This is a genomic window from Pseudomonas sp. GV105 (assembly GCF_003058185.1).
GTDB lineage: Bacteria > Pseudomonadota > Gammaproteobacteria > Pseudomonadales > Pseudomonadaceae > Aquipseudomonas > Aquipseudomonas veronii.
Genome location: NZ_QBUF01000012.1, coordinates 108,602 through 133,277, shown reverse-complemented (window position 1 = coordinate 133,277; position 24,676 = coordinate 108,602). Strand labels below are relative to the sequence as shown.

Here is a 24,676-nt window from a genome sequence, read left to right as displayed (position 1 = left end):
GCCCTCCTCTTCCCAACGGCCATGGCGCGATTAGAATGGCGAGCCTTCCTGTCACAACCCTTCTTACTTTCCTTATCGAAGACGCCCATGTCCGAAGCCAGTCCGTGTCTGAATTGCGGTGCCTGCTGTTCACACTTCCGTGTGTCTTTCTTCTGGGGTGAGTGCGCCTCGGCGGGGGGCACGGTGCCCGATGACCTGGTGGTGCAGATCAACCCCACACGCGTGGCGATGATCGGGACCGACCAGAAACCCGCGCGCTGCTGCAGCCTTGAGGGCGAAGTGGGCAAAGGCACTCATTGCACGATCTATGAGCAGCGCTCCAGTGTGTGCCGCGAGTTCGACGCCTCCTGGAGCCAAGGTGTGCAAAACACCGATTGCGATGCCGCGCGCGCAGCATTTGGTCTGACGCCGCTGGAGCCACCGCCTTTCGAGCTGGACCTGCCGATCAGCGCTTAGCATCAATCGCTATAGGCAAGATGCCGAAATCATAGCGAGCAACCTACCATTCGTCCTGGCGAAACCCGCGAGGCTTCTATACTCGACCTCATAGGTCACCGCCGGAAGCAGTGACGTAATGACGGGGCATGCAATGGAATTGCTGGGTCTGCATTTTTTTTCTGACCTCCCCGAGAATGGGCACTTGTTACTCAACTGCAGTCATAACCCCTTTCTGGTGCTACTCGCCTACCTGGTTGCGTGTGCGGCGGGGTTCGGCACATTGGACATGGCCGAACGCGTCGGCCATGTCGAGGACCCCACCGCCCGCCGTCACTGGCGCTGGCTGGGTGCCGTTTGCCTGGCAGGCGGTATCTGGTCGACTCACTACATCAGCGTGCTGGCTTTCGAAGCACCGGTCGTCATTCACTACGAATGGATCATGACGCTCGTGTCGCTGCTGATCGCTCTGGCCGCCGCGTGGTTCGCCATGCAAACCCTCAGTCATCCCCACCCGCGGGTGCGCCAGTGCCTGGCGGCGGCGGTGTGGATGGGCCTGGGCATCGCGCTGATGCATTACGTCGGCATGTCGGCCATGCGCTCCCAGGCCCAGGCGTACTTCGACTCGCAACTGTTCATGGCCTCGGTTGCGATCGCCATCGGCGCCAGCCTGGCGGCATTGTGGCTGTCGATCGCCCTGCGCAAAGGCGCGGGCGTGTTTCACCAATTGCTCAAATACGCCGCCAGCCTGGTACTGGGTGCAGGGATTCTGAGCATGCACTTCACCGGCATGGCCGCCATGCAACTGGTAGTGACCGCAGGCGCTGATCTGTTATTGCCGCAGGACAACCACCCCATTCAACTGGGGCTGTCGGTGGCGATCATCACCCTGCTGGTGATCGCCAGCAGCATCAGCGCCGCCCTCGCAGACAAGAAGTTACAACACAAGGAGCGCGACCTTCGCCGGGTCAACGCCCTGCTCGGCGAGCTGGACCAGGCCCGCGCCTCGCTGCAACAGGTGGCGCATTACGACGCCTTGACCAGCTTGCTCAATCGCCGTGGTTTCAATCTGATTTTCGCAGAGAAAATCGCAGAAAAAACCCGAAGCAACGGCATGATGGCGGCGATTTTCCTCGATATCGACCATTTCAAGCGTATCAACGACAGCCTCGGGCATGACGCCGGCGACCAGTTGCTCACCGTGTTGGCCGGGCATATCAAGGGCTCGGTGCGCAGCCATGAAGACGTGGTCGCGCGTTTTGGCGGCGATGAGTTCTGCATCCTGATCAGCATCCACCACCGCGATGAAGCGCGGCATTTGGCCCAGCGCATCATGCAAAAAATGAAAACCCCGATCGAACTGGCCGGGCGCCGCATGGTGATGACCACCAGCATCGGCATCAGCCTGTTTCCCGAAGACGGCCTGACCTGCGAAGAATTGCTGAAGACCGCCGACCTGGCGCTGTACCAGTCCAAGGATACGGGGCGTAACAGCCTCAACTTCTTCAGCTCCAACCTGAAAACCCGCGCGTTCATGGAGCTGCAACTGGAAGAGGAACTGCGCATGGCCCTGCGCGCCCGTAACGAACTGGTGTTGTTCTATCAGCCGATCTTCGATATGAAGCGAGGCAGGATCACCCGCCTGGAAGCCATGGTGCGCTGGCAGCATCCGCACCATGGCTTGCTCGCGCCCGACCGTTTTATCGGCATTGCCGAAAGCAACGGATTGATCGCCGAACTGGACCACTGGGTATTGCGCCAGGCCTGTCATGACTTGAGCCTGCTGTCCGACAAGGGCTACGGCGAATTGACCATGGCCGTGAACTGTTCGACGTTGAACCTGGGCCGCGACGAGCTGGTCGATGAGATCGAAGACGCCCTGCGATCCAGCGGGATTGGGGCCAACCGCCTGGAGCTTGAAGTCACCGAAAACGCGCTGATGGGCAATATCAGCAGCACTTTGGCGAAGCTGCGGCAGATCCGCGCGCTGGGCGTGTCGCTGGCGATCGATGACTTCGGCACCGGCTACTCCTCCCTCGCCTACCTCAAGCGCCTGCCGCTCAACACACTGAAGATCAATCGCTCGTTTATCCAGGACATTTCCCAGTCGAGCGCCGACATCGAGATCGTCGAGGCGATTGTCGGCATGGCCCACACCCTGCACTTGCAGGCGGTAATCGAAGGCGTGGAAGCCCAGGCCCAGTTCGAGCTGCTGCTTAAACATGGCTGTGACTTCGTTCAGGGCTACCTGTTGAGCCCGGCAGTGCCCGTCGACGAGGTCATCAGCGTGATCCAGGGCATCGATCGGCGCCCCCTCCTGCCGCCGGTCAACGTGGCGGCGGCCAAGGAAGCGCTGTCGCCAAACGAGCTTCGCCCAGACCGAAGCTGTCCCGCCTCGATCATCAGGCCAATTCGCTGACGTCTAAATCTTTGGCATTTCGCCATCAATTATCTAAAGAACGCCGGTAAACGGCCGATTCATCAGAGTCGGGCCGGGATTTCCCCTTGAAACGCTAGGGTTAAACCTATCGCCCCGGACCCGAACGCACTGTAAAGTCGCGAACTCCCACTCAGTGATGGCTTTTTAACATTTCACAGCCATCCGCCCAGGTACATGGCGCACAATGACTTCTAAAAATAACTCTGCCACCGTGGTCTCCGATGTGTTGCCGACAGCTCCTGCGGAAAAACCTTCAGGTTCGAAGTCATTGAGCAGCCCCCGTCCACTGGCGACCCAGCAATACCTGTACTTCACCGAGACCAATACCGACCGCATCCTCGACAACCTCGACGGCCTGCGCGACATGGTGTTCCCGCGCCTGCCCCATCAGGAAGTCGATGGCGAGCCGCGCAGCGAACAGGAATTCCCCTCGGTGTGCCTGATCGGCCTGGGCCGCTGCGGTTCGAACATTGCGCTGGACGTGGCCGAGCTGGTCTATAACGCACGCAAGTTCTACCTCAACGAATTCAGTACCGAAGACAAGTCGACAGACAAGGGCTACAGCCCCGCCCAATGGATTCGCAACAACCTGCGCCTGGGCGTCGGCAAGGCCAGCAAACCAGTGTTCCTGGTGGAGCCGCTGGTGATGCTGGGCGACCTGGACAAAGACATCGCCGGGCGCATCCGATTCTCGCGCAAGGGCGAAAAAAGCGGCTTCCTGCGCGATTACAGCAAGATGAAAATCATGGACCTCTCGGAAGTCCATGCCGGTGGCGCCGGTAACGCGCCGATCCTCGGCCAGTACCTGGCCAAGATCATCCTCAATAAAGACACCCAGCGTTTTTCCAGCCCCGACTGGAAGATGATCCATTCGTACCTGATCGACTCCTGCGGCATCAAGGCCAACCAGTCGCGCCTGTATTTCTCGATCTTCAGCGCCGGCGGCGGCACCGGCTCGGGCATGGCGTCGGAGTTCGGCCTGGCCCAACAGCACTCGTACATGAACAAGACGTTCGACACCAAGCCGGCCGACGAGCACGACAGCAAAAGCGGCCACGCCTTCGTCTTCGAACCGATCTTCACCAGCGGCATCTGCGTGCTGCCGAACATCTCCGACCACCGCAGCGAAATGTCCGAGGCGCTGCACATCAACGCCGGGCGGCTGCTCTGCAAGTATCTGTCGGAAGAATGGGATTTCTCGTACAACTTCGCCAATGAAGACAGCAGCGAAGCCAGCGTCAAGGGCCGTATCCGCCCTTGGAACGCGATGATGCTGATCTCCAACGACATCATGCGTTACGCCGAAGAGAGCGACGACGGCAATATCCAGAACATTGATGTCAATGCCATGGAAAAGCACGCCAACCAGTATATCTCGCAGCAGATCTTCAACATTCTTACCGCCCAGGCGGTCACCACCGACTACGACCAGAACTACTTCCGTCGCGCCGGTATCGACATCGGCGAAACCATCCGTCTGGATGCCAACGACCTGTTCATGAGCCTGGCCGGCCCGGTGGCGATTGCCTACGCCGAATCGGTGGTCCCGGAAACCCCGGCGCCGTCGGGTGACAAGTTCAAGGTGTTCGACAAAGAGCCGCAGCGCCTGAACATCGACGACCTGTTCTTCCGCTCCATCGACCTGCCGCACTTCAACAAAGTCACCCAGGCCATCGAAGGCATCAGCCTGCTGCCGATCGAGTCCAAGCGCTACAAGGCCTCCCTGGAGCAGTACAAGAACTCCGGCTATGACGCGGCGGCGCTGCACGACCTGCACTTCTTCAAGAACTGCTCGTCGGTGGTGTCGATCGTGTCGCTGCCCAAGGACTACAAACTGTCCTACATGGACCTGAACCGCCTCAAGACCCACCTCAACAGCCTGTTCCCCAACACCACGCTCAAGCGCTACGCCCTGGTGATCGGCGCGTCGGCCAACCTGTCGCTGACCACCCTGATCGCCAAGAGCCCGTGCCTGTCGGATGACTTCCTGACGCTGATCGTGGCGTTCATCAAACGCTGCTTTGCGCGCAACCCGTACCGTTTCGACGACACGCTGGACAACTCGATCCTGGACTTCATCATCCACGAGGATTTCGACGAAGAGCGTATCGACGAACTGCTCAATGAGTTTGAAAACCCAGCGAAGATCCTCGACACCAACTGGTACGCGATCAAGCCGATGTATGAGAAGAAGTACCGTGAGTTGATCAATGACAAAGATAAGTTTGTCTCGATCAATGACATTCGCCTGTCACGGGATTGCGTGAAGAAGGCGATCAAGTACTTGCGTGAGATTTACCGTCATCGGATCGGCAAGACGAAGATTATTTCGTTGAACATCCATACCGGCAAAACTGCCTAGTTGTCTGTGGCGAGGGAGCACGCTCCCTCGCCACAGCGATCTGCTAACACCAAGAAACAATTCCCCGGGCATTTCACCGTCGGCAAAACTGTTCCCGTGACGCGCACGTCACCCTCAGCTGTGACCTTTCTCCACGGCAAGATGCCATCACCGCATCAGCGGTTACTCCGCTACACACTTGCAGCGGCGCAAATCGCGCACCATTTTCGTGCAGGCTTTTCTTACGCTGCCCTTTCCTGGATCAGAATCCACGGCGAAACCACCACCGCCCACAGGCTCGGATCACGCTCCAGCAGGTCCAATGCCCGCGTCGCAGACACTTCGCCCAGGCTCCCCGAGGCCAGCCAGGCAGCGACTTTATCGCGCTGATCCTCGGCCATGCCTTCGGCCGCCTCGATCAAATCCAGGCCGGCGTCGACCCACAATAGGGCACCCTTGGCAAAGAACGGTTCGAGCTCCTTCCAGGAGATTTCGGCGGTTTCACCGAGCAGCTTGGCATAGAGGGTGCTAGGTTCTTGCGTCATGGGGATTCACCTTGGGAAAAAATCGGCGCAATCATAACGTCGTGTCTCTCGTAGAAAAACCCAGTTGCAAATGAGTGAACGATTGAAAGCGTCAGGAAAGCCACGGATTGTCCGCCACTGCGGCAGCGTCCCGGCGCAATTCTGTCTTTTTCTTTCATTTAAGCGACACGCCCGGGTATTGCCCCCAGCAGCCAGCTTTTCAAGCGATCAACCGGCGCTCTACACTGTACCGGTACAGTTGCCAGGGCACTGCCGGGGGGATATTCAAGATATCTGATCCGGTTCTGCAGCTCACAAGGCCGCTAGAACTATAAAAAAGACAACAGTAAGAGTGGAGCACTATGAATAAGGCTACTAAGCAGATTTCCAAACTGTTTGCCGCTATGGTCCTGGCCGGGGTTGCCAGCCATTCGTTCGCAGCCGACACCATCAAGATCGGCATCGCCGGGCCTAAAACCGGTCCTGTCACGCAATATGGCGACATGCAGTTCATGGGTGCCAAGCAAGCGATCGCCGACATCAACGCCAAGGGCGGCGTCGATGGCAAAATGCTCGAAGCCAAGGAATACGACGACGCCTGCGATCCCAAGCAAGCCGTGGCCGTCGCCAACAAAGTGGTCAACGACGGCGTGAAGTTCGTGGTCGGTCACCTGTGCTCCAGCTCCACTCAGCCCGCGTCCGACATTTATGAAGACGAAGGCGTGATCATGATTACCCCGGCAGCCACCAGCCCGGAAATCACCGCCCGTGGCTACAAGCTGATTTTCCGCACCATCGGCCTGGACAGCGCCCAAGGCCCGGCGGCCGGCAACTACATCGCCGACCACGTGAAGCCGAAGATCGTTGCCGTGCTGCACGACAAGCAACAATACGGTGAAGGCATCGCCACTGCCGTTAAACAGACCCTCGAGAAGAAAGGCACCAAGGTTGCCGTCTTCGAAGGCCTGAACGCCGGTGACAAGGACTTCTCCTCGATCATCCAGAAACTCAAGCAAGCCAACGTCGACTTCGTCTACTACGGCGGCTACCACCCTGAGCTGGGCCTGATCCTGCGCCAAGCCAAGGAAAAAGGCCTGAACGCCAAGTTCATGGGCCCAGAAGGCGTCGGCAACGACTCCATCTCGCAAATCGCCCAGGGCGCTTCCGAAGGCCTGCTGGTGACCCTGCCGAAATCCTTCGACACCGACCCGGCCAACAAAGCCATCGTTGAAGAGTTCGCCAAGAACAAGCAGGACCCAACCGGTCCGTTCGTGTTCCCGGCCTACTCGGCCATTGAAGTCATCGCCGGTGGTATCAAAGCCGCGAAAAGCGAAGACACCGCCAAAGTGGCCGAAGCCATCCACGCGGGCACCTTCAAGACCCCTACCGGCGATCTGAGCTTCGACGCCAAGGGCGACCTGAAGGACTTCAAGTTCGTGGTCTACGAGTGGCACTTCGGCAAACCGAAAACCGAAGTTTCCCCTCAGTAAGCCAGGCGTTACTGGTCAACAAGCCCACTGTGAGAGCAGTGGGCTTTGTTTTACGAGGTTTATGGGCCTGTCACCCGCGATCCGGGCGCTGGCTCACCTGAAAATCTTAAAACCGTCACCAGCGGTTCGCTGGCAAACGCTTTGCGCAAATGTGCTCACAGAACACAGCGCAGGGCCGGAACATGACTCCACCAGTGAAATGCGTATCGGGTTTTTAGGAGCGTTGTAATGCCTGAGATCTATCATTTTTTCCAACAGCTGGTTAATGGCCTGACCATTGGCAGCACCTATGCCTTGATAGCCATTGGCTACACAATGGTTTACGGCATCATTGGAATGATCAACTTCGCCCATGGCGAGGTCTACATGATTGGTTCCTACGTGGCCTTCATTGCCCTTGCCGGGCTGGCCATGATGGGGATCCACTCCCTGCCGTTGTTGATGACCGCCGCGTTCCTGGCGTCGATCGTCGTAACCAGTGCCTATGGCTACAGTATCGAACGGGTTGCCTATCGTCCCTTGCGTGGCAGCAACCGTTTGATCCCGCTGATTTCCGCCATCGGCATGTCGATTTTCCTGCAGAACACCGTATTGCTGTCCCAGGACTCCAAGGACAAGTCCATTCCCAACCTGATCCCGGGGAGCTTCTCCTTCGGCCCAGGCGGCGCACAAGAAGTGCTGATTTCGTACATGCAGATCCTGGTCTTCGTCGTCACCCTGGTGGCCATGCTGGGCCTGACCCTGTTCATTTCCCGCTCCCGTCTGGGGCGCGCCTGCCGGGCCTGCGCCGAAGACATCAAGATGGCCAACCTGCTGGGCATCAACACCAACAACATCATCGCCCTGACCTTCGTCATCGGTGCCGCGCTGGCGGCCGTCGCGGCCGTGCTTTTGAGCATGCAGTACGGCGTGATCAACCCCAACGCCGGTTTCCTGGTCGGCCTCAAGGCCTTTACCGCAGCGGTATTGGGCGGCATCGGCAGCATTCCGGGCGCGATGCTCGGCGGGCTGGTGCTGGGGGTGGCCGAAGCGTTTGGCGCCGATATCTTCGGCGACCAGTACAAGGACGTCGTGGCGTTCGGCCTGTTGGTTCTGGTGCTGTTGTTCCGTCCGACCGGCATTTTGGGCCGTCCGGAGGTTGAGAAAGTATGAGCAGATATCTTAAATCGGCGTTTTTCAGCGCCCTGTTGGTGTGGGCCGTGGCGTTCCCGGTACTCGGCCTCAAGCTGAGCATTGTCGGCATCAACCTGGAAGTGCATGGCACCGGTCCCGTGACCCTGACCATCATTGCCCTGTGTTCGGTGCTGATGTTCCTGCGCGTGCTGTTCACCCGGCAGGTCGGCGCGTTGTTCAAGGGTAACCGTGGCCCGCTGGTATCGCCCAAGGTCAGCCAATTCCTGACCCTGCCGCGCACCCAGCGCTACATCATCATCGGCCTGATCGTGGCCGCGCTGATCTGGCCGTTCTTCGGCTCGCGCGGTGCGGTCGACATCGCCACCCTGATCCTGATCTACGTGTTGCTGGGCCTGGGCCTGAACATCGTGGTCGGTCTGGCCGGCCTGCTCGACCTGGGTTATGTGGGTTTCTACGCCGTGGGCGCCTACACCTATGCGCTGCTCTCGCACTACCTGGGCTGGAGCTTCTGGATCTGCCTGCCCCTGGCCGGCATGGCGGCGGCGACGTTCGGCTTCCTGCTGGGCTTCCCGGTGCTGCGTCTGCGCGGCGACTACCTGGCCATCGTGACCCTGGGCTTCGGGGAAATCATCCGACTGTTCCTGCGTAACCTGACCGACATCACCGGTGGCCCCAACGGCATCAGCAGCATTCCCAAGCCGACCTTCTTCGGGCTGTCGTTCGAGCGCTCTGCGGCCGAAGGCATGCAGACCTTCCACGAGTACTTCGGGATTGCCTACAACCCGGTGAGCAAAGTGGTGTTCCTGTACCTGGTGGCGCTGTTGCTGGCCCTGGCCGCACTGTTCGTGATCAACCGCCTGCTGCGCATGCCGATCGGCCGTGCGTGGGAAGCGCTGCGCGAAGATGAAATCGCCTGCCGGGCCTTGGGCCTGAACCCGACCATCATCAAGCTGTCCGCGTTCACCCTGGGCGCCGCGTTCGCCGGTTTTGCCGGCAGCTTCTTCGCCGCTCGCCAAGGCCTGGTGACGCCGGAGTCGTTCACCTTTATCGAGTCGGCGATCATCCTCGCCATCGTGGTACTGGGTGGCATGGGCTCGCAGTTGGGCGTGATTCTCGCGGCGATCGTGATGATCCTGCTGCCGGAAATGATGCGTGAGTTCAGCGAATACCGCATGTTGATGTTCGGCGCCATGATGGTGCTGATGATGATCTGGCGTCCTCAAGGCCTGCTGCCCATGCAACGTCCACACATGGAGCTGCGCAAATGAGCCGCGAGATCCTGAAAGTCGAAAACTTGAGCATGCGCTTCGGCGGCTTGCTGGCGGTCAATGGCGTGGCCCTGACCGTGAAGGAAAAACAAGTGGTTGCGCTGATCGGCCCCAACGGCGCCGGCAAGACCACGGTGTTCAACTGCCTCACCGGTTTCTACAAGCCCAGCGGTGGCAGCATCCTGCTCGACGGCCAGCCGATCCAGGGCCTGGCCGGTCACGAGATCGCCCGCAAGGGCGTGGTGCGGACCTTCCAGAACGTGCGGTTGTTCAAGGACATGACGGCGGTCGAGAACCTGCTGATCGCTCAGCACCGTCACTTGAACACCAACTTCTTCGCTGGCTTGTTCAAGACCCCGGCGTTCCGCAAGAGCGAGCGCGAGGCCATGGAATACGCGGAGTATTGGCTGGACAAGGTCAACCTCACCGAGTTCGCCAACCGCCCCGCCGGCACCCTGGCCTATGGGCAGCAACGTCGCCTGGAAATCGCCCGCTGCATGATGACCCGCCCGCGGATCCTGATGCTCGACGAACCGGCCGCCGGCTTGAACCCCAAGGAAACCGAAGACCTCAAGGCGCTGATCGGCGTGTTGCGTGAGGAAAACAACGCCACCGTGCTGTTGATCGAACACGACATGAAACTGGTCATGAGCATTTCCGACCACATCGTGGTGATCAACCAGGGCACGCCCCTGGCCGACGGTACGCCGGAGCAGATCCGCGACAATCCTGAAGTGATCAAAGCCTATCTGGGGGAAGCGTAAAATGCTGCAATTCGAAAACGTTTCCACTTTCTACGGAAAGATCCAGGCCCTGCACAGCGTCAACGTCGAAGTGCGCCAGGGTGAGATCGTCACGCTGATCGGCGCCAACGGTGCCGGCAAGTCGACCTTGCTGATGACCTTGTGCGGTTCGCCGCAGGCCCACAGCGGCAGCATCCGCTACATGGGTGAAGAGCTGGTGGGCCAGCAGTCGTCGCACATCATGCGTAAAAGCATTGCCGTGGTGCCGGAAGGCCGACGGGTGTTTTCGCGCCTGACCGTCGAAGAGAACCTGGCCATGGGCGGGTTCTTCACCGACAAGGGCGACTACCAGGAGCAAATGGACAAGGTGCTGCACCTGTTCCCCAGGCTCAAGGAACGCTTCAGCCAGCGCGGCGGCACCATGTCCGGCGGCGAGCAGCAAATGCTCGCCATCGGTCGCGCGCTGATGAGCAAGCCCAAGCTGTTGCTGCTCGACGAACCTTCCCTGGGCCTGGCGCCGATCATCATCCAGCAGATCTTCGACATCATCGAACAGCTGCGCAAGGACGGTGTGACGGTGTTCCTGGTCGAACAGAACGCCAACCAGGCGCTGAAAATCGCCGACCGTGCCTATGTGCTGGAAAACGGCCGGGTGGTGATGCAGGGCACGGGTGAGCAGTTGCTGACCGATCCGAAGGTGCGTGAGGCGTACCTCGGCGGTTAACACCTGGTTGCTAAATGTGGGAGGGGGTTGGCCCCCGATGGCGCCATGTCAGGCACAGAACATGTGACTGATATACCGTCATCGGGGGCAAGCCCCCTCCCACATTTGTTTCGGGTGATCCCTGAAATTTTTTTCAAACGGCTTGTAACGAATTCCAGCGTCCAGCCTCTAGTGGTACAAGCAGGCAATCATGCCCGCCGACTCATCCCACTGCTGGAGATACACCATGACCGTTAAACACCGTTCACTGTCCGCTGCTTCCCTCGTCCTCGCCCTGAGTTCCGCCCTGAGCCTGTCCGCCTTGAGCACCAGCGCCCACGCGGCCGACGACATGCAGAAATGCTTCGGCGTCGCCGAAGCCGGCAAGAACGATTGCGCCGCCGGCGCCGGCACTTCCTGCGCCGGCACGTCCAAAACCAAGGATCAGGCCAACGCCTGGAAACTGGTCCCGGCCGGCACCTGCACCCAAACCCCAAGCACCACCTCGTCGACTGGCTTCGGCCAGGAAGCGGCCTTTACCGCCAAGTCCTGAAGCAGCCCGCAGCCTGAGTACTGATGATGACGCTTTCGTTCCTGCAAACGCCCTCAGCGGCTCAGGTGCCCGGCCTCCCCCTGCGGGCCGGGCTGGGGCTGAAAAACGAGCACTTCACCGAAGTGCTCGACACCTGCCCCGATATCGGTTTTTTTGAAGTGCATGCCGAAAACTACATGGTGGCCGGCGGCCCGTTTCATCACTACCTGGGTTTGATTCGCGCGCAGTACCCGCTGTCGCTGCACGGCGTGGGCCTGTCCATCGGCGGCGAAAACCCGCTGAACCGTGAGCACCTGGCACGGCTGGCAACACTGATCGAGCGCTATCAACCCCAGGCCTTTTCCGAGCACCTGGCCTGGTCGACCCACGGCCCGGTGTTTTTCAACGACTTGCTGCCCCTGGCCTACGATGTCGCCGCCCTCAATCGAGTGTGCGAACACGTTGATCAGGTTCAGAGCACCCTCAAGCGGCCAATGCTGCTGGAGAACCCGTCGACCTACCTGCAGTTCCAGCGCTCGACGCTCGACGAAACGGACTTCATCGGCGAAATCATCCGCCGCACCGGCTGCGGCCTGCTGCTGGACGTGAATAACGTCTATGTGTCGTGCATCAATCATCAGCGCGATCCGTTGACCTACATCGACGCGCTGCCCTTGCACGCCGTGGCTGAGATTCATCTGGCAGGCTTTGCCGAAGACACCGACAGCCTGGGCGAGCGCCTGCTGATCGATGATCACGGCGCGCCCATCGATAACGCCGTCTGGCAGTTGTACGAACACGTGCTCGCGCGTACCGGCCCGGTGGCCACGCTGATCGAAAGGGATAACCAGGTACCGGCCTTCAGCGTGCTGCTGGCCGAGGCACAGCAGGCCGAACGGCACTTGTCGCGGGGCCGCCCATGAGCCTTCTCGAAGACTTTGCCGCCGCCCTGCTGGCGCCGGACCAAGCCTGCCCGGCCGGCCTGTTCAGCAGCAACGGCGCCGACCCGGCCAGCCGTTTTGCGGTGTATCGCAACAATGTCCACGGCTCGTTGATCAACGCGCTGGCGACCGCTTACCCTGTGACGTTGCAACTGGTGGGCGATGAGTTTTTCCGCGCCATGGCCGGCTGCTACGTACAGGCATGCCCGCCCGGCAGCCCATTGATCAGCGAATACGGCGCGACATTTTCCGGTTTTATCCAGGGCTTTGAACCGGCCGCGAGCGTGCCTTACCTGGCGGATGTAGCACGCCTGGAACGCTTGCGGGTCCGTGCCTATCACGCGGCGGATGCCCTCGCGCTGGAACCGCAGGCTGTTCTGCAGCAACTGCAAACGCACACCGAGCTGGGCACATTGCACCTGCAACTGCACCCATCCCTGGCCACGCTGGACTCGCGCTACGCCGTCGTCGCGGTGTGGGCGGCGCACCAGACCGAGGGCGCGATTGCCACGTTGAATCCCTGGCATGCCCAGGGCGCCCTCGTGTTGCGCTGGGGCCTGGAGGTCAAGGTGTTCGCCATCGACAGCGGCTCGGTGGCGTTTATCGACAGCCTGAACCAGGGCGCGGTGCTGGAGAAGGCGCTCGCGCACGCACTCGAGGCCTCAGCCGAGTTCGACCTGCACCAATGCCTGGCGCTGCTGATCAACCAAGCCGCCATCACTCATCTGTCTCTGGAACACAAGGTATCGCCATGAACCCTCGATCAACGTGCCTGATCAACCGGGCCATCCAGCTTTTCGAAAAAATCCCCTACAGCTTGATCGCCTTTCTCGCACGTTTCTCCATCGCGGCGGTGTTCTGGAAGTCCGGGCAAACCAAAGTCGAAGGCTTTGCCATCGACTTGATCAGCGGCACCTTCCAACTGGGCGAGCCGCGCCTCGCCGCCTCGACGCTGCCGCTGTTTCGCAGCGAATACAAGCTGCCCTGGCTGTCACCGGAAGTGGCCGCGCACATGGCGGCATTTGCCGAACACTTCTTCCCGGTGCTGATCCTGCTGGGCTTGGCCACACGCTTCTCGGCCCTGGCGTTGATCGGCATGACCCTGACCATTCAACTGTTCGTGTACCCCGATGCCTACCCGACCCACGGCACCTGGCTGGCCGTCCTACTGCTGTTAGTGGCCAAAGGCCCGGGTCGCCTCTCCGTCGACCACCTGATCGCCCGCCGCTATCGCTAGAGTCGGTCGAGGGCTTCACCGCTGCGCTTGAACCAGTCCACCAGGTAGTCGGCCAACACTTGGGTGCGTCGCGGTAAGCCGCCCTGATAGGGATGCACCAGGTACATCGGCAGGCTCCGCGTCTGATAATCCCGCAGCAGCCAGCGCAATCGGCCGTCAGCCAGTTCCGCCGGTAAAACGTAGGAAGGCAGCCGCGCAATACCAGCGCCCACCAGGGCGGCCTTTTTCAACAGGTTGTAGTGATTGGAAGCGAAGGTCCCGCTCACCCGCACGCGCAGCAGCTCGTGCTGCTGGTGGTACAGCCACTCTTCGCGGCCGCTGTAGTGGCTGTTCAGCAGGCAGGTGTGGGACGCCAGATCGGCTGGGGTCAGCGGTTCGCCGTGCTGCTCCAGGTAGGCCGGGCTGGCACAGGTCATCTCGTGCCAGGCCAACAACGGCTTGGCCACCAGGCGCTGATTTTCGATGGCGCCCGAGCGTACCCCCAGGTCGAAGCCATCCCGCGCCAGGTCGCGGTAGCTGTTGTTCAGCTCCAGTTCGATCTGCACCTGCGGGTAGTGCTCGGAAAACTCCAGCAACAAGCCGTCGAAGAAAGTTTCGCCCAACGACACCGGAACCGTCATACGCACCGGCCCGGCCAAGTCGTCCTTGAGCCGGGCCAGCGCCTGACGTGCCCGTTCGACCTGCGCCACCAACGCCTGCGCCTGGGGCAACAACGCAGCGCCGGCAGCGGTCAGGCTGAGCTTGCGCGTGGTGCGATGCAGCAACACCACCGAGTACCCCGCCTCCAGCTGGCTGATGCGCTTGGACAGTTGCCCTTTGCTGCAACCCAGTTGCTCAGCCGCCACGGTGAAACTGCCGGCCTCGATCAGTACGGCAAACGCCGCCAGGTCATCCATCTCGCTCATGGATTGTTTCCATTTGAAAACCAAAGGTTGCCTATTAGCGCGTTTATCCACTTGAAAAGCCACACTAGACTGAACCCTCACTTACCCACTGGAGAAACAGCACGATGAAAATCCTATTGATTGGTGCCAGCGGCACCGTGGGCTCGGCGGTCAAGGCGGAACTGGCGCAGCGTCACGAGGTGATCAGCATTGGTCGCAGCAGCGGCGACTTTCGGGTGGATATCAGCGACAGCGCCTCGATCCGTCGGCTGTTCGAGCAGACCGGCCGGTTCGATGCCTTGGTCTGCGCCGCCGGCAGTGTGAATTTCGTCGCGCTGGGTGAGATGAGCGAAACCGATTTCGAACTGGGCCTGCGCGACAAACTGATGGGCCAGGTCAACCTGCTGCTGATCGGCCGCGAGTACGCCAACGACGGCGCCTCGTTCACCTTTACCAGCGGCATCCTCAACCGCGACCCGATTCGCACCGGCGCCTCGGCGGCACTGGTCAATGGCGCACTGGATGCATTTGTGAAAGCCGCGGCAATCGAATTGCCACGGGGCCTGCGCGTCAATTCCGTAAGCCCGACAGTGCTGCTGGAAGCCATGGACAGCTATGCACCGTACTTTCGCGGGTACAAACCGGCTGCGGGCGCCGATGTGGCGCTGGCCTACGCGAAAAGCGTCGAGGGCTTGCAGACCGGCCAAACCTTTATCGTAGGTTGAACGCCAAAGCTGTAAGAAATGCCTGAAGCTGGCGCGTGGGCTTGTGATGCACCGCCAGCCTGCGTAACGTGGCGGCACTTGTCAGGAGACCCGATAATGCGTGCCGCCCGTACCCTCATGCTGTTTGCCTTGCTCCCCTTGTTCACCGCCTGCCAGTTGTTCGAAAGCGAGCCGGCCAAACCGTCCACCGCCGGGCTGACCCGCATGCAGGGCGAGCTCACGGCAGTCGCCGGCAAGCTGTTGTTCCAACCGTGCCACGACCAGCGCAACTACGTGGTCAAGGACACCGGCGGCACCAGCATCCTGCAGGAAGCCGCTTCCCTGGCGGGCCAGCAAGGCGCACTGTTTGCCGACCTGCGCGGCAAGTTCTCCGGCGTCGCCGCCGGCACCCAGGGCGAAGTGGAGCTGCAACAGCTGTACCGCGTCGAGCGCTCGACCTCGGCCTGCGATGATCCCGACTTCAAGCGCATGATCCTGCGTGCCAACGGCCACAAGCCGGCCTGGGCGCTGAACGTCACCGCCAAGGGCATGGTGCTGGAGCGCGAAGGCCAGCCGCCGCTGCCGGTTCCCTATGTCGAGGAACAACTGGGTGACGGGCGTTTCAACCTGATGACCGAAGCCAATAACCAGCACATCGAATTGTGGGTGGCCCCGCAGCGCTGTGTCGACAGTGCCAGCGGCAGCCTGCAACACATGACCGCCGAGTTGCGGGTCAACGGTCAAGTCCAGCGTGGCTGCGCGGCTTTCGGCGGTTCGCGCGACGATTGATTCGGGCCCGCGCTGTTTTAACATGACGGGAACCTGCCGTTGGGGCTTATAATCGCCGGTTTGCAAAACCGCCGGCCCCACCAAACGCCGCACACCGGATCCTGTCATGTTACGAATCACCGAACTCAAGCTGCCCATCGACCATCCCGAAGAAGACCTGCGGCCCGCCATCGTGCAGCGCCTGGGCATCGCCAGTGATGACCTGCTCGATTTCACCCTGTTCAAGCGCAGCTACGACGCCCGCAAGAAATCGTCGGAGCTGTGCTTCATCTACACCGTCGACGTGAACGTGAAGGGTGAAGCCGCCCTGCTGCTCAAGTTTGCCGACGACCGCAACATCAACCCGGCGCCGGACGTCAGCTACAAGGTGGTGGGCCAGGCGCCCGCGGATCTGGTTGAACGTCCGATCGTCGTCGGTTTTGGCCCGTGCGGGATTTTCGCCGGGCTGCTGCTGGCGCAGATGGGCTTCAAACCGATCATCCTCGAGCGCGGCAAGGAAGTGCGCCAGCGCACCAAGGACACCTGGGGCCTGTGGCGCAAAAGCGTGCTCAACCCGGAGTCCAACGTGCAGTTCGGTGAGGGCGGCGCCGGGACCTTTTCCGATGGCAAGCTCTACAGCCAGATCAAAGACCCGAAATTCCACGGGCGCAAAGTGCTGCACGAGTTCGTCAAGGCCGGCGCGCCGGAAGAAATCCTCTACGTCAGCAAGCCGCACATCGGTACGTTCCGCCTGACCGGCGTGGTGGAAAACATGCGCGAGCAAATCATCGCCCTGGGCGGTGAAGTGCGCTTCGAGCAACGGGTGACCGACGTATTGATCGAAGACGGTCAACTGAACGGCGTGGTCATCGACGGCGGCGAGCAGATCCTCTCCAAGCATGTGATCCTCGCCCTCGGCCACAGCGCCCGCGACACCTTCCGCATGCTCCACGGCCGTGGCGTGTACATGGAAGCCAAGCCGTTTTCCGTGGGTTTCCGTATCGAACACCCACAGTCGCTGATCGACGCCGCGCGCCTGGGCAAATACGCCGGGCACCCGAAACTCGGCGCGGCCGACTACAAACTGGTACACCACGCCAAGAATGGCCGTTCGGTCTACAGCTTCTGCATGTGCCCCGGCGGCACCGTGGTGGCCGCGACGTCCGAGCCGCATCGCGTGGTGACCAACGGCATGAGCCAGTACTCGCGCAACGAGCGCAACGCCAACTCCGGTATCGTCGTCGGCATCACGCCTGAGGTCGATTACCCAGGCGGTCCGCTGGCCGGCATCGAGCTGCAGGAGCGCCTGGAATCCCACGCCTACATCCTCGGCGGCAGCAATTACGAAGCCCCGGCGCAACTGGTCGGCGATTTCATCGCCGGCAAGCCGTCCACGGCCATCGGCAGCGTGGAACCGTCCTACAAACCTGGGGTGTCCATGGGCGATCTGGCCCTGGCACTGCCGGACTTCGCCATCGAAGCGATCCGTGAAGCCTTGCCAGCGTTCGAGAAGCAGATCAAGGGCTACTCGTTGCACGATGCCGTCTTGACCGGGATCGAAACGCGCACCTCATCGCCGTTGCGGATTACCCGTAACGAATCGATGCAGAGCCTGAACGTCAAAGGCCTGTTCCCGGCCGGCGAAGGCGCGGGTTATGCCGGTGGGATTCTGTCGGCGGGCGTCGACGGCATTCGGATTGCCGAGGCGTTGGCGCGGGATATGTTGGGTATCGAGGCCTGAAAACAGCGCCGTCCAAAGGTGGGAGCGCGGCCGCTCCCACATTGGTTTTTGTAGCGTGTCAGATATTCGCGCGCAGGACGTCGTCGGGCAGTGGCTCACCGCGCTCGACGCTGGCCGCCACCACGGCTATCAAGCCCTGCAGTTCATACCCCTGCCCCGCCAGCCACGCCTGATCGTAATAGGTAGTGGCATACCGCTCGCCCCCGTCACACAAGATCGCCACGATCGACCCCGACTCCCCCGCCGCTTTCATCTGCTGCGCCGCCATCAGCGCACCGATCAGGTTGGTCCCGCTGGAGCCGCCGACCCGCCGACCCAACCGCTCGGCTAGGTAATGCATGGCCGCCAGCGACAGCGCGTCCGGCACCTTGACCATCGCATCGATGACCTTGGGCAAAAACGACGCTTCGACCCGCGGTCGGCCAATGCCTTCAATCCGCGAGCCGCACTCCAGGCGCAAGCCGGCATCGCCGCTCAGGTAGTAGTCAAAGAACACCGAGCGCTCGGCATCGGCACACAACACGCGGGTGCAATGCTGGCGATAACGCACATAGCGTCCCAGGGTCGCGGTGGTGCCGCCCGTGCCGGGGCTGGAAATCAGCCAGCTCGGCTCCGGATGACGCTCGAAGCGCATCTGCTGGAAGATCGACTCGGCGATATTGTTGTTCGCCCGCCAGTCGGTGGCGCGTTCGGCGTAGGTGAACTGGTCCATGAAGTGACCACCGCTTTCCTGCGCCAGGCGTTCGGATTCGGCGTAGATCTGCGTCGGATCTTGTACCAGATGGCTCTTGCCGCCATAGAAGCCGATCTGGGCGATCTTTTCCTGGGAGGTGGTGGCCGGCATCACGGCGATAAACGGCAGGCCGAGCAAGCGTGCGAAGTAGGCTTCGGAGATCGCCGTCGAACCGCTGGAGGCTTCGATCACCGGCGCTCCCGGCTTCAGCCAGCCATTGCACAGCGCATACAGGAACAGCGAGCGCGCCAGCCGGTGTTTGAGGCTGCCGGTGGGGTGGCTGGACTCATCCTTGAAGTACAACTCGATACCCGGCAAGCCGGGCAGCGCCAAAGGAATCAGGTGGGTGTCGGCGCTGCGCTGGAAGTCTGCTTCAATGATACGAATGGCTTCGCGGGCCCAGGGACGGTGGTCGCTCATGAGAGGATCTCTAAGGATTTCAGTCTCAATCTTAGGATGTTTCCTACACCACACACAGATACAGTAACGACTCAATCGGACACACAATTGCTAGGCTCCGCCCCAACTCCGAGCGCGCCCCCTTCTTATAACAAATAAGAATATAACTTTTGTTTTAACAACTAACGGTACGGGTTAGGGTACGCATCTATTGAATCTGGATTGGAGAGCACCCCTTGGCTCTGCGTAGCACGTTCACCCGTTTCTTCCAGCTGGAAGCCGCCAGCGGTCTGTTGTTGATCGCCGCAGCCGCGTTGGCGCTGATCGTCAACAACTCACCGTTGTCGCACCTCTACAGCGCGTTCCTCGACGTGCCCGTGGTGGCGCAGATTGGCGCGCTGAAGATCGCCAAGCCCGCGTTGCTGTGGATCAACGACGGCCTGATGGCCCTGTTCTTTCTGCTGATCGGCCTGGAGGTCAAGCGCGAGCTGCTCGACGGCCACCTGTCCAAGCCTTCGCAAGTCGTCCTGCCAGGCGCCGCGGCGATCGGCGGCATGGTCGTGCCGGCATTGATCTACTGGGCAATCAACAAGGATTACCCGGCGGCGCTTTCCGGCTGGGCGATCCCCATGGCCACCGATATCGCCTTCGCATTGGGCGTCCTGGCGCTGCTCGGCAAGCGCGTGCCGGTGTCGCTGAAACTGTTCCTGATGACCCTGGCCATCATCGATGACCTGGGCGCGATCATCGTGATCGCCGTGTTCTATTCCAGCGACCTGTCCGGCGCCGCCCTGGCGGGCGCGGGCGCCTGCTTGATCGCCTTGATTGCCATGAACCGCCTAGGCGTGATCAAGCTCGGGCCGTACCTGATCATCGGCCTGATCCTGTGGGTCTGCGTACTGAAAAGCGGCGTGCATGCCACCTTGGCCGGCGTGACGCTAGCGTTCTGCATCCCGATGCGTACCAAAAACGCCGAACCCTCGCCGCTGTTGACGCTCGAACATGCCCTGCATCCATGGGTGGCCTATGGCATCCTGCCGCTGTTCGCGTTCGCCAACGCCGGCGTGTCCCTGAGCGGGGTCAGCCTCGAGAGCTTCACCCACCACGTACCGCTGGGCATCGCCCTCGGCCTGCTGATCGGCAAGACCATCGGCGTGTTCGGTCTGACCTGGCTCGCCATCAAGACCGGCCTCGCCGCGCTGCCCAGCGGCGCCAGCTGGGGCCAGGTGTTCGGCGTGGCGATCCTGTGCGGGATCGGCTTCACCATGAGCCTGTTTGTCGGCTCTCTGGCGTTCGTGCCGGGCGCCAGCGAATTTGCCGGGGAAGATCGAATGGGGATTCTGACCGGGTCGATACTCGCGGCGTGTATCGGTTATGCGGTGACGGCGATGGCGAGTCGCAAGAAAGCCTGACTCGCACAAAACACCGCGCACAAAAAACCCCAGCCGGTCACCCGGCTGGGGTTTTTCTTTGCTCGCGGCTTAACGCTTAGCGAGTCACGCGGCTGGTACCATCAACGGTCATGATGCGAACGCGATCACCGATGCGGAAGATTTCATTTTCCTGCACGGCCTGCACGTAGGCGCGCATGCTGCCGTCGTCTTCGCGAACGGTGATTTCCACGCCCTGGGTGCGGGTCAGGCCTTCTTCGGTGGCCGAACCCAACAGGCCGCCGGCGACAGCGCCGATCACGGCGGTCACGATACTGCCACGGCCGCCACCGATGGCGCTGCCGCCCACGCCGCCAATGACGGCACCGGCCGCACCGCCGATTGGGGTCTTGGTGCCTTCGATTTTCACCGGACGCAGGGATTCAATGGTCCCCATGCGAACGGTCTGCACGCGACGCGCTTCGTCACGGGAGTATGAGTCGCCGGTCAGACTCGAGGCGCAGCCACCCAACAACAACGACAGGGTAGTAAAGCAGGCAACTAGTAAAACGGACTTACGCATAGCATCAACTCCAAAGGACAGGTGTTCATTAGACGCGGCCGCTTGACGCCTGTCACGGCAAGCTCCGCAGAAAATTGCTTTCATTCAGCCCTAGTACAGAGTGCCAGCACCAAAACAGACGACAAACGGTAGCTCTCATCTCGTAAACAGGACGCTCATGGATTATTTCATCATTATAGTCACGACCGTAGCCGGCTTGTATTTCCATGGCTGGTTATACCTGCGCATCCGCCGCTGGATCGACCGCGACCTGGCGCTATCCCTGGCGGGCAACGACCTGCACAAGCGGGCCTTCATGCTGCAACAACTGGAAAAAGCCCGAACCCTGAAGATCAACCGCCGCGAGCTGCCGGACTGGTTGAAAAACGCGGCGCAGCAGTACACACCCGAGGCCTCTTGAACAGAGGCTTCGGGGTGACGGGCAACAGTCAGAAAGGGTGACGCAAGACGACGATCAGGGCGCCAGGCGCTCACGGGTCCAGTCGGCCCCATGCAAGCGGTAGTTCAGGCGGTCATGCAGGCGGCTGGCGCGGCCTTGCCAGAACTCGATGCGCTCGGGCAACAAGCGATAGCCGCCCCAGTGCTCGGGGCAGTGCGGCTGAGTGTCGCTGAACCGCTGTTCGGTGACCTTGAGCAAATCGTGCAACTCTTCGCGGTCACGGATCACCTTGCTCTGCGGGGAAGCCCAGGCACCCAGGCGGCTGCCCAAGGGGCGCACCTGGAAATAGGCATCCGACTCTTCCGGCGTGACCTTGACCACCCGACCCTCGATGCGTACCTGACGCTCCAGGGTCGGCCAGAAAAAGGTCATGGCCGCGAAGGGCCGCGCCGCAAGCTGATCGCCCTTGGCGCTCTCATAGTTGGTGAAGAAGGTAAAGCCCTGCGCATCCAGGCCCTTGAGCAGCAGGATGCGACAGTGCGGGCGACCGTCCTCGTCGACCGTGGCCAGGGTCATGGCATTGGCCTCCACCGGCGGCTGCTCGGTTTTCACCGCATCGCCGAACCACTGATGGAACAAGGCAAACGGCTCGCTCGGGGCCTGGGCCTCGCTCAAACCATCCCGTGTGTAGTCACGGCGCATATCAGCCAATGCCTGGGTCATGCGACTTTATCCTTCTGGTTCAGCGGATCAGTTTTTTGCCTGGTCGTTCGCAGCCGGTGCAGCGGCCTTGGCTTTGGCCGCTGCGGGTTTCTTGGCAGCTGCCTTGGCCGGGGCCTTTTTCGCGGCTGGCTTGGCGGCGGATTTCTTCGCGCCAGCCTTTTTCGCCGGGGCTTTTGCGACCGGTGCCGGCGCGGGAACGTCCTGCACGGCAACCATTTCAGCCACAGGCAGGGTCTTGCCCGAGTTGTACTTGCTCAGCAAGGCCAACATAGTTGTACGCTGAGTAAACATAATTTCCATGCGACGGTTCAGCGCACGGCCTTGGGTGCTGTCGTTGGCAGCACGCGGCATCATGTCGCCCATGCCACGCAGCATCAGACGGTCTTGCTTGAGGCCGCTGAGGCTGAAAATCGATGCGATGGATTGCGCGCGTTCTTTGGTCAGCGCCTGGCTCGCCGGGGCCGCGCCGGTGGCATCAACGTGACCGAGGACCAGTACGGCGGTCTTCGGGTCGGCTTCAACAGCCTTGGCGACGCGAGTGAACGGGCCCAGGGTGACCGGCAGCAACATCGCCGGGCGTTTCGGGTTGTAGGAACCGTCTACCGGGGCAATCACCACCAGTACGTTGTCGCGACGTTCCAGTTGCAGGTTGCTGTCCTTGATCGCGGCGCGCAGGCGCGGCTCATAGTCGTCCAGCCAGGCCTGGGTGATTTTCGGGTCGGGCATCGGCACGTTGGTCACGTCGACCTTGGCCAATGGCTTAGGCTTGGACGTGCTTTCGAACGGCCACCACCAGTGAGTCTCGGAGTCGGTCTTGGCCACGGCGGGGGCGGCAGGAGCAGCGGCTGGCGCCGGGGTGGCGGCCTTGAGGTCGGCCTTCAGGTCAGCCTTGGCATCGGCGGCCTTTTCGTCGGCACTCTTGGAGGAGAACGGCCACCAGCTGGAGCCGGTATCCGCTTTGGCCACCGGGGCTGGCGCAGGAGCGGCGGCTACCGGTGCGGCAGGCTTGGCGCCAGCTGCGCCAGCTGCGGCAGCTACCGGTGCAGCCGGCTTGGCGCTGGCAGCAGCCGCTACCGGTGCGGCAGGTTTGGCGCCCGCGGCGGGTTTGGCGTCCGGCTTGGCGTCCGGCTTGGCGTCAGTTTGGCTCACTGCGTCCTTGGTAGCAGCCTTGTCAGATCCAAATGACCACCAATGCCCGCCTTCGGCATCATTTTGTGGTGTTTGTGCGCAGCCAGTAATAGATAGGCACAGCGCCAGTGCCAAGGACTTGTTCGATAACATGAGATATCCACAAAATGAGAAAAAACCGAGGGTCTGAATGACCCGTTAAACAGACGCTTCCAGAACATTAAAGTTACAATATTTTGCTCAGCGTCTTCTTATACTTGCATTTGTAACAAAAAAACGTGAAACAGCAAGGGGTTTACAGACAACCGGCCAATATTCTGACCAACTTCTGTGCACGTGGGTCCATAAGTACGTAGGGCCCCAGCGTATTAGTCACAAAACCGAACGCTACATCATGTTCGGGGTCGGCAAACCCCAGCGAACCGCCCGCACCAGGATGTCCAAATGCACGCGGGCCAAGGCCGAAGGTCGCGTTCGGCAATTGCGGTTGATCCAACATGCAGCCCAGGCCGAAACGGGTTTGGGTCAATAAGGTTTTATCGGGTCCGATACTGTGTTCACGGGTCAATTGTTCGAGCATGTCGCTTTCCAGCAAACTACCGTCCAATAAACCACTATAAAAACCCGCCAGGCTACGCGCATTACCGTGACCGTTTGCCGCTGGCTGCTGCATACGCCGCCATTCGGGTTTATTAGTGCTGGTCAGAATAGACGGCGGATTGGCAAATGCCCGCGTCGTCATGGCCGTGGGTTCACGCATCATTACTTGCAGTAAACGTTGCGCGGCTTCATCGCCCATGTTGCCTTTACCGCGCGCTACATGGGCCACGCGATAAAATTCTTCGTCCGCCAGGCCCACATGAAAATCCAGCCCCAACGGGCGTGCAACCCGCGCCACGATGGACTCGCCCGGCCCACGCCCGTCGGCACGGCGCAGCAATTCCCCGACCAGCCAGCCATAGGTGATCGCTTCGTAGCCGTGGCCTTGGCCCGGCGTCCACCACGGCGCTTCGGCGGCCAAGGTGTCGACCATCAACGACCAGTCGTACAGCGCTTCGGTGGGCAGCATCTCGCGGATCGCCGGCAACCCGGCCTGGTGGCAGAGCAACTGGCGCAAGGTGATCGCTTCTTTACCGGCCGCGGCAAATGCCGGCCAGTAGTTGGCCACTGGCGCATCCAGTTGCAGCTTGCCTTCGGCCACCAATTGCAGGGCCGCAACGGCGGTGAAAGTCTTGGTGCAGGAGAACAGGTTGACGATGGTGTCGCTGTGCCAGGCCTGTGCCCCGTCCTTGTCGGCGGTGCCGGCCCACAGGTCGACCACGGTTTCCCCGCCGATCTGGATGCACAGCGCCGCACCACGTTCCTGCGGGTCATCGAACAACGTGGCGAACGCTTCACGTACCGCTTCGAACTGGAGTTCGTAATGCCCCTGAACCTGCACCTAAGCCCCCTCGGAAAACGCTGTAAAAAGTGGCC

At 61.1% G+C, this 24,676-nt stretch carries 24 protein-coding genes; 17 read left to right on the top strand and 7 right to left on the bottom strand.

Annotated elements, in window-relative coordinates; all coding sequences use genetic code 11:
* Positions 1 to 87: 87 nt before the first annotated feature.
* From C8K66_RS22750 to C8K66_RS22740, 3 genes are all read left to right on the top strand, one after another.
* Positions 88 to 456, top strand: a complete 369-nt coding sequence (locus C8K66_RS22750) for a YkgJ family cysteine cluster protein (protein ID WP_108525986.1) — start codon at positions 88 to 90, stop codon at positions 454 to 456.
* A gap of 133 nt (positions 457 to 589) precedes the next feature.
* Positions 590 to 2,854, top strand: coding sequence for a bifunctional diguanylate cyclase/phosphodiesterase (locus C8K66_RS22745; protein WP_108525984.1), 2,265 nt, complete (start codon positions 590 to 592; stop codon positions 2,852 to 2,854).
* A gap of 205 nt (positions 2,855 to 3,059) precedes the next feature.
* On the top strand, positions 3,060 to 5,237 hold the full coding sequence (locus tag C8K66_RS22740) for a hypothetical protein (RefSeq protein WP_108525982.1): 2,178 nt from the start codon (positions 3,060 to 3,062) through the stop codon (positions 5,235 to 5,237).
* 221 nt (positions 5,238 to 5,458) lie between these two features.
* Here the strand turns inward: C8K66_RS22740 and C8K66_RS22735 are convergent, their stop codons facing one another.
* Positions 5,459 to 5,761: a DUF2288 domain-containing protein gene (locus C8K66_RS22735; protein WP_017844802.1), complete on the bottom strand. Its 303-nt coding sequence runs from the start codon at positions 5,759 to 5,761 to the stop codon at positions 5,459 to 5,461.
* A 341-nt stretch (positions 5,762 to 6,102) separates the two neighbouring features.
* Between C8K66_RS22735 and C8K66_RS22730 the strand changes: the two genes are divergently transcribed.
* The 9 genes from C8K66_RS22730 (at position 6,103) to C8K66_RS22690 (ending at position 13,788) form a co-directional block, all read left to right on the top strand.
* Positions 6,103 to 7,230: a branched-chain amino acid ABC transporter substrate-binding protein gene (locus tag C8K66_RS22730; protein ID WP_017844801.1), complete on the top strand. Its 1,128-nt coding sequence runs from the start codon at positions 6,103 to 6,105 to the stop codon at positions 7,228 to 7,230.
* A 228-nt stretch (positions 7,231 to 7,458) separates the two neighbouring features.
* Positions 7,459 to 8,382, top strand: coding sequence for a high-affinity branched-chain amino acid ABC transporter permease LivH (livH, locus tag C8K66_RS22725; RefSeq protein ID WP_003231100.1), 924 nt, complete (start codon positions 7,459 to 7,461; stop codon positions 8,380 to 8,382).
* A complete protein-coding gene (locus C8K66_RS22720) occupies positions 8,379 to 9,632 on the top strand; it encodes a high-affinity branched-chain amino acid ABC transporter permease LivM (protein WP_017844800.1) in 1,254 nt (417 codons plus the stop codon). Before livH ends, C8K66_RS22720 begins: the two co-directional genes overlap by 4 nt.
* A complete protein-coding gene (livG, locus tag C8K66_RS22715; RefSeq protein WP_012722652.1) occupies positions 9,629 to 10,396 on the top strand; it encodes a high-affinity branched-chain amino acid ABC transporter ATP-binding protein LivG in 768 nt (255 codons plus the stop codon). The genes C8K66_RS22720 and livG overlap by 4 nt, the downstream gene beginning before the upstream one ends.
* Before the next feature lies 1 nt (position 10,397).
* Positions 10,398 to 11,099, top strand: a complete 702-nt coding sequence (locus tag C8K66_RS22710) for an ABC transporter ATP-binding protein (RefSeq protein WP_017844798.1) — start codon at positions 10,398 to 10,400, stop codon at positions 11,097 to 11,099.
* Positions 11,100 to 11,325: 226 nt separating this feature from the next.
* Positions 11,326 to 11,631 carry a DUF2282 domain-containing protein gene (locus tag C8K66_RS22705; protein ID WP_017844797.1) on the top strand — a complete coding sequence of 102 codons (306 nt, stop codon included), beginning with the start codon at positions 11,326 to 11,328 and terminating at the stop codon, positions 11,629 to 11,631.
* Positions 11,632 to 11,654: 23 nt separating this feature from the next.
* Positions 11,655 to 12,533, top strand: a complete 879-nt coding sequence (locus tag C8K66_RS22700; RefSeq protein WP_046384437.1) for a DUF692 domain-containing protein — start codon at positions 11,655 to 11,657, stop codon at positions 12,531 to 12,533.
* On the top strand, positions 12,530 to 13,306 hold the full coding sequence (locus tag C8K66_RS22695; RefSeq protein WP_108525980.1) for a DUF2063 domain-containing protein: 777 nt from the start codon (positions 12,530 to 12,532) through the stop codon (positions 13,304 to 13,306). The genes C8K66_RS22700 and C8K66_RS22695 overlap by 4 nt, the downstream gene beginning before the upstream one ends.
* Positions 13,303 to 13,788 (top strand): DoxX family protein, encoded by a 486-nt coding sequence (locus C8K66_RS22690; RefSeq protein WP_046384439.1) that lies wholly within the window; start codon positions 13,303 to 13,305, stop codon positions 13,786 to 13,788. Before C8K66_RS22695 ends, C8K66_RS22690 begins: the two co-directional genes overlap by 4 nt.
* On the opposite strand, the gene C8K66_RS22685 is transcribed toward C8K66_RS22690, so the two are convergent.
* On the bottom strand, positions 13,785 to 14,693 hold the full coding sequence (locus C8K66_RS22685; protein ID WP_017844793.1) for a LysR family transcriptional regulator: 909 nt from the start codon (positions 14,691 to 14,693) through the stop codon (positions 13,785 to 13,787). The genes C8K66_RS22690 and C8K66_RS22685 overlap by 4 nt on opposite strands.
* Before the next feature lie 104 nt (positions 14,694 to 14,797).
* On the opposite strand from C8K66_RS22685, the gene C8K66_RS22680 reads away from it, so the two are divergent.
* The 3 genes from C8K66_RS22680 (at position 14,798) to C8K66_RS22670 (ending at position 17,885) form a co-directional block, all read left to right on the top strand.
* On the top strand, positions 14,798 to 15,397 hold the full coding sequence (locus C8K66_RS22680; RefSeq protein WP_108525978.1) for a short chain dehydrogenase: 600 nt from the start codon (positions 14,798 to 14,800) through the stop codon (positions 15,395 to 15,397).
* A gap of 96 nt (positions 15,398 to 15,493) precedes the next feature.
* The gene (locus C8K66_RS22675; protein WP_017844791.1) at positions 15,494 to 16,165 is read left to right on the top strand and encodes a COG3650 family protein; all 672 of its coding nucleotides are present in this window, start codon (positions 15,494 to 15,496) and stop codon (positions 16,163 to 16,165) included.
* Between the two features lie 106 nt (positions 16,166 to 16,271).
* Positions 16,272 to 17,885, top strand: a complete 1,614-nt coding sequence (locus tag C8K66_RS22670) for an NAD(P)/FAD-dependent oxidoreductase (protein ID WP_046384441.1) — start codon at positions 16,272 to 16,274, stop codon at positions 17,883 to 17,885.
* Positions 17,886 to 17,943: 58 nt separating this feature from the next.
* Here C8K66_RS22670 and C8K66_RS22665 read toward each other — a convergent pair whose 3' ends face one another.
* Positions 17,944 to 19,038, bottom strand: a complete 1,095-nt coding sequence (locus tag C8K66_RS22665) for a PLP-dependent cysteine synthase family protein (RefSeq protein ID WP_108525976.1) — start codon at positions 19,036 to 19,038, stop codon at positions 17,944 to 17,946.
* A gap of 215 nt (positions 19,039 to 19,253) precedes the next feature.
* On the opposite strand from C8K66_RS22665, the gene nhaA reads away from it, so the two are divergent.
* Positions 19,254 to 20,429, top strand: coding sequence for a Na+/H+ antiporter NhaA (gene nhaA / locus C8K66_RS22660; protein ID WP_057004729.1), 1,176 nt, complete (start codon positions 19,254 to 19,256; stop codon positions 20,427 to 20,429).
* 76 nt (positions 20,430 to 20,505) lie between these two features.
* Here nhaA and C8K66_RS22655 read toward each other — a convergent pair whose 3' ends face one another.
* Positions 20,506 to 20,970, bottom strand: coding sequence for a glycine zipper 2TM domain-containing protein (locus C8K66_RS22655; RefSeq protein WP_003189251.1), 465 nt, complete (start codon positions 20,968 to 20,970; stop codon positions 20,506 to 20,508).
* Between the two features lie 157 nt (positions 20,971 to 21,127).
* Between C8K66_RS22655 and C8K66_RS22650 the strand changes: the two genes are divergently transcribed.
* Complete coding sequence (locus tag C8K66_RS22650; protein ID WP_017844787.1) at positions 21,128 to 21,370, top strand: hypothetical protein; 243 nt, start codon at positions 21,128 to 21,130, stop codon at positions 21,368 to 21,370.
* A gap of 54 nt (positions 21,371 to 21,424) precedes the next feature.
* Here the strand turns inward: C8K66_RS22650 and pdxH are convergent, their stop codons facing one another.
* The 3 genes from pdxH to C8K66_RS22635 all read right to left on the bottom strand — a co-directional run bounded on the left by pdxH (position 21,425) and on the right by C8K66_RS22635 (position 24,641).
* Entirely contained in the window at positions 21,425 to 22,072 is a 648-nt protein-coding gene (gene pdxH, locus C8K66_RS22645; RefSeq protein WP_046384443.1) for a pyridoxamine 5'-phosphate oxidase, read from the bottom strand.
* A 27-nt stretch (positions 22,073 to 22,099) separates the two neighbouring features.
* Positions 22,100 to 23,353: an OmpA family protein gene (locus tag C8K66_RS22640; protein ID WP_108525974.1), complete on the bottom strand. Its 1,254-nt coding sequence runs from the start codon at positions 23,351 to 23,353 to the stop codon at positions 22,100 to 22,102.
* A gap of 142 nt (positions 23,354 to 23,495) precedes the next feature.
* Positions 23,496 to 24,641 (bottom strand): EstA family serine hydrolase, encoded by a 1,146-nt coding sequence (locus tag C8K66_RS22635; protein ID WP_017844784.1) that lies wholly within the window; start codon positions 24,639 to 24,641, stop codon positions 23,496 to 23,498.
* Positions 24,642 to 24,676 lie beyond the last annotated feature (35 nt).

Coding starts and splice junctions, on each gene's coding strand:
- C8K66_RS22750 (WP_108525986.1), top strand. CDS start 88: ATGTCCGAAGCCAGTCCGTGTCTGAATTGCGGTGCCTGCTGTTCACAC.
- C8K66_RS22745 (WP_108525984.1), top strand. CDS start 590: ATGGAATTGCTGGGTCTGCATTTTTTTTCTGACCTCCCCGAGAATGGG.
- C8K66_RS22740 (WP_108525982.1), top strand. CDS start 3,060: ATGACTTCTAAAAATAACTCTGCCACCGTGGTCTCCGATGTGTTGCCG.
- C8K66_RS22735 (WP_017844802.1), bottom strand. CDS start 5,761: ATGACGCAAGAACCTAGCACCCTCTATGCCAAGCTGCTCGGTGAAACC.
- C8K66_RS22730 (WP_017844801.1), top strand. CDS start 6,103: ATGAATAAGGCTACTAAGCAGATTTCCAAACTGTTTGCCGCTATGGTC.
- livH (WP_003231100.1), top strand. CDS start 7,459: ATGCCTGAGATCTATCATTTTTTCCAACAGCTGGTTAATGGCCTGACC.
- C8K66_RS22720 (WP_017844800.1), top strand. CDS start 8,379: ATGAGCAGATATCTTAAATCGGCGTTTTTCAGCGCCCTGTTGGTGTGG.
- livG (WP_012722652.1), top strand. CDS start 9,629: ATGAGCCGCGAGATCCTGAAAGTCGAAAACTTGAGCATGCGCTTCGGC.
- C8K66_RS22710 (WP_017844798.1), top strand. CDS start 10,398: ATGCTGCAATTCGAAAACGTTTCCACTTTCTACGGAAAGATCCAGGCC.
- C8K66_RS22705 (WP_017844797.1), top strand. CDS start 11,326: ATGACCGTTAAACACCGTTCACTGTCCGCTGCTTCCCTCGTCCTCGCC.
- C8K66_RS22700 (WP_046384437.1), top strand. CDS start 11,655: ATGATGACGCTTTCGTTCCTGCAAACGCCCTCAGCGGCTCAGGTGCCC.
- C8K66_RS22695 (WP_108525980.1), top strand. CDS start 12,530: ATGAGCCTTCTCGAAGACTTTGCCGCCGCCCTGCTGGCGCCGGACCAA.
- C8K66_RS22690 (WP_046384439.1), top strand. CDS start 13,303: ATGAACCCTCGATCAACGTGCCTGATCAACCGGGCCATCCAGCTTTTC.
- C8K66_RS22685 (WP_017844793.1), bottom strand. CDS start 14,693: ATGAGCGAGATGGATGACCTGGCGGCGTTTGCCGTACTGATCGAGGCC.
- C8K66_RS22680 (WP_108525978.1), top strand. CDS start 14,798: ATGAAAATCCTATTGATTGGTGCCAGCGGCACCGTGGGCTCGGCGGTC.
- C8K66_RS22675 (WP_017844791.1), top strand. CDS start 15,494: ATGCGTGCCGCCCGTACCCTCATGCTGTTTGCCTTGCTCCCCTTGTTC.
- C8K66_RS22670 (WP_046384441.1), top strand. CDS start 16,272: ATGTTACGAATCACCGAACTCAAGCTGCCCATCGACCATCCCGAAGAA.
- C8K66_RS22665 (WP_108525976.1), bottom strand. CDS start 19,038: ATGAGCGACCACCGTCCCTGGGCCCGCGAAGCCATTCGTATCATTGAA.
- C8K66_RS22655 (WP_003189251.1), bottom strand. CDS start 20,970: ATGCGTAAGTCCGTTTTACTAGTTGCCTGCTTTACTACCCTGTCGTTG.
- C8K66_RS22650 (WP_017844787.1), top strand. CDS start 21,128: ATGGATTATTTCATCATTATAGTCACGACCGTAGCCGGCTTGTATTTC.
- pdxH (WP_046384443.1), bottom strand. CDS start 22,072: ATGACCCAGGCATTGGCTGATATGCGCCGTGACTACACACGGGATGGT.
- C8K66_RS22640 (WP_108525974.1), bottom strand. CDS start 23,353: ATGTTATCGAACAAGTCCTTGGCACTGGCGCTGTGCCTATCTATTACT.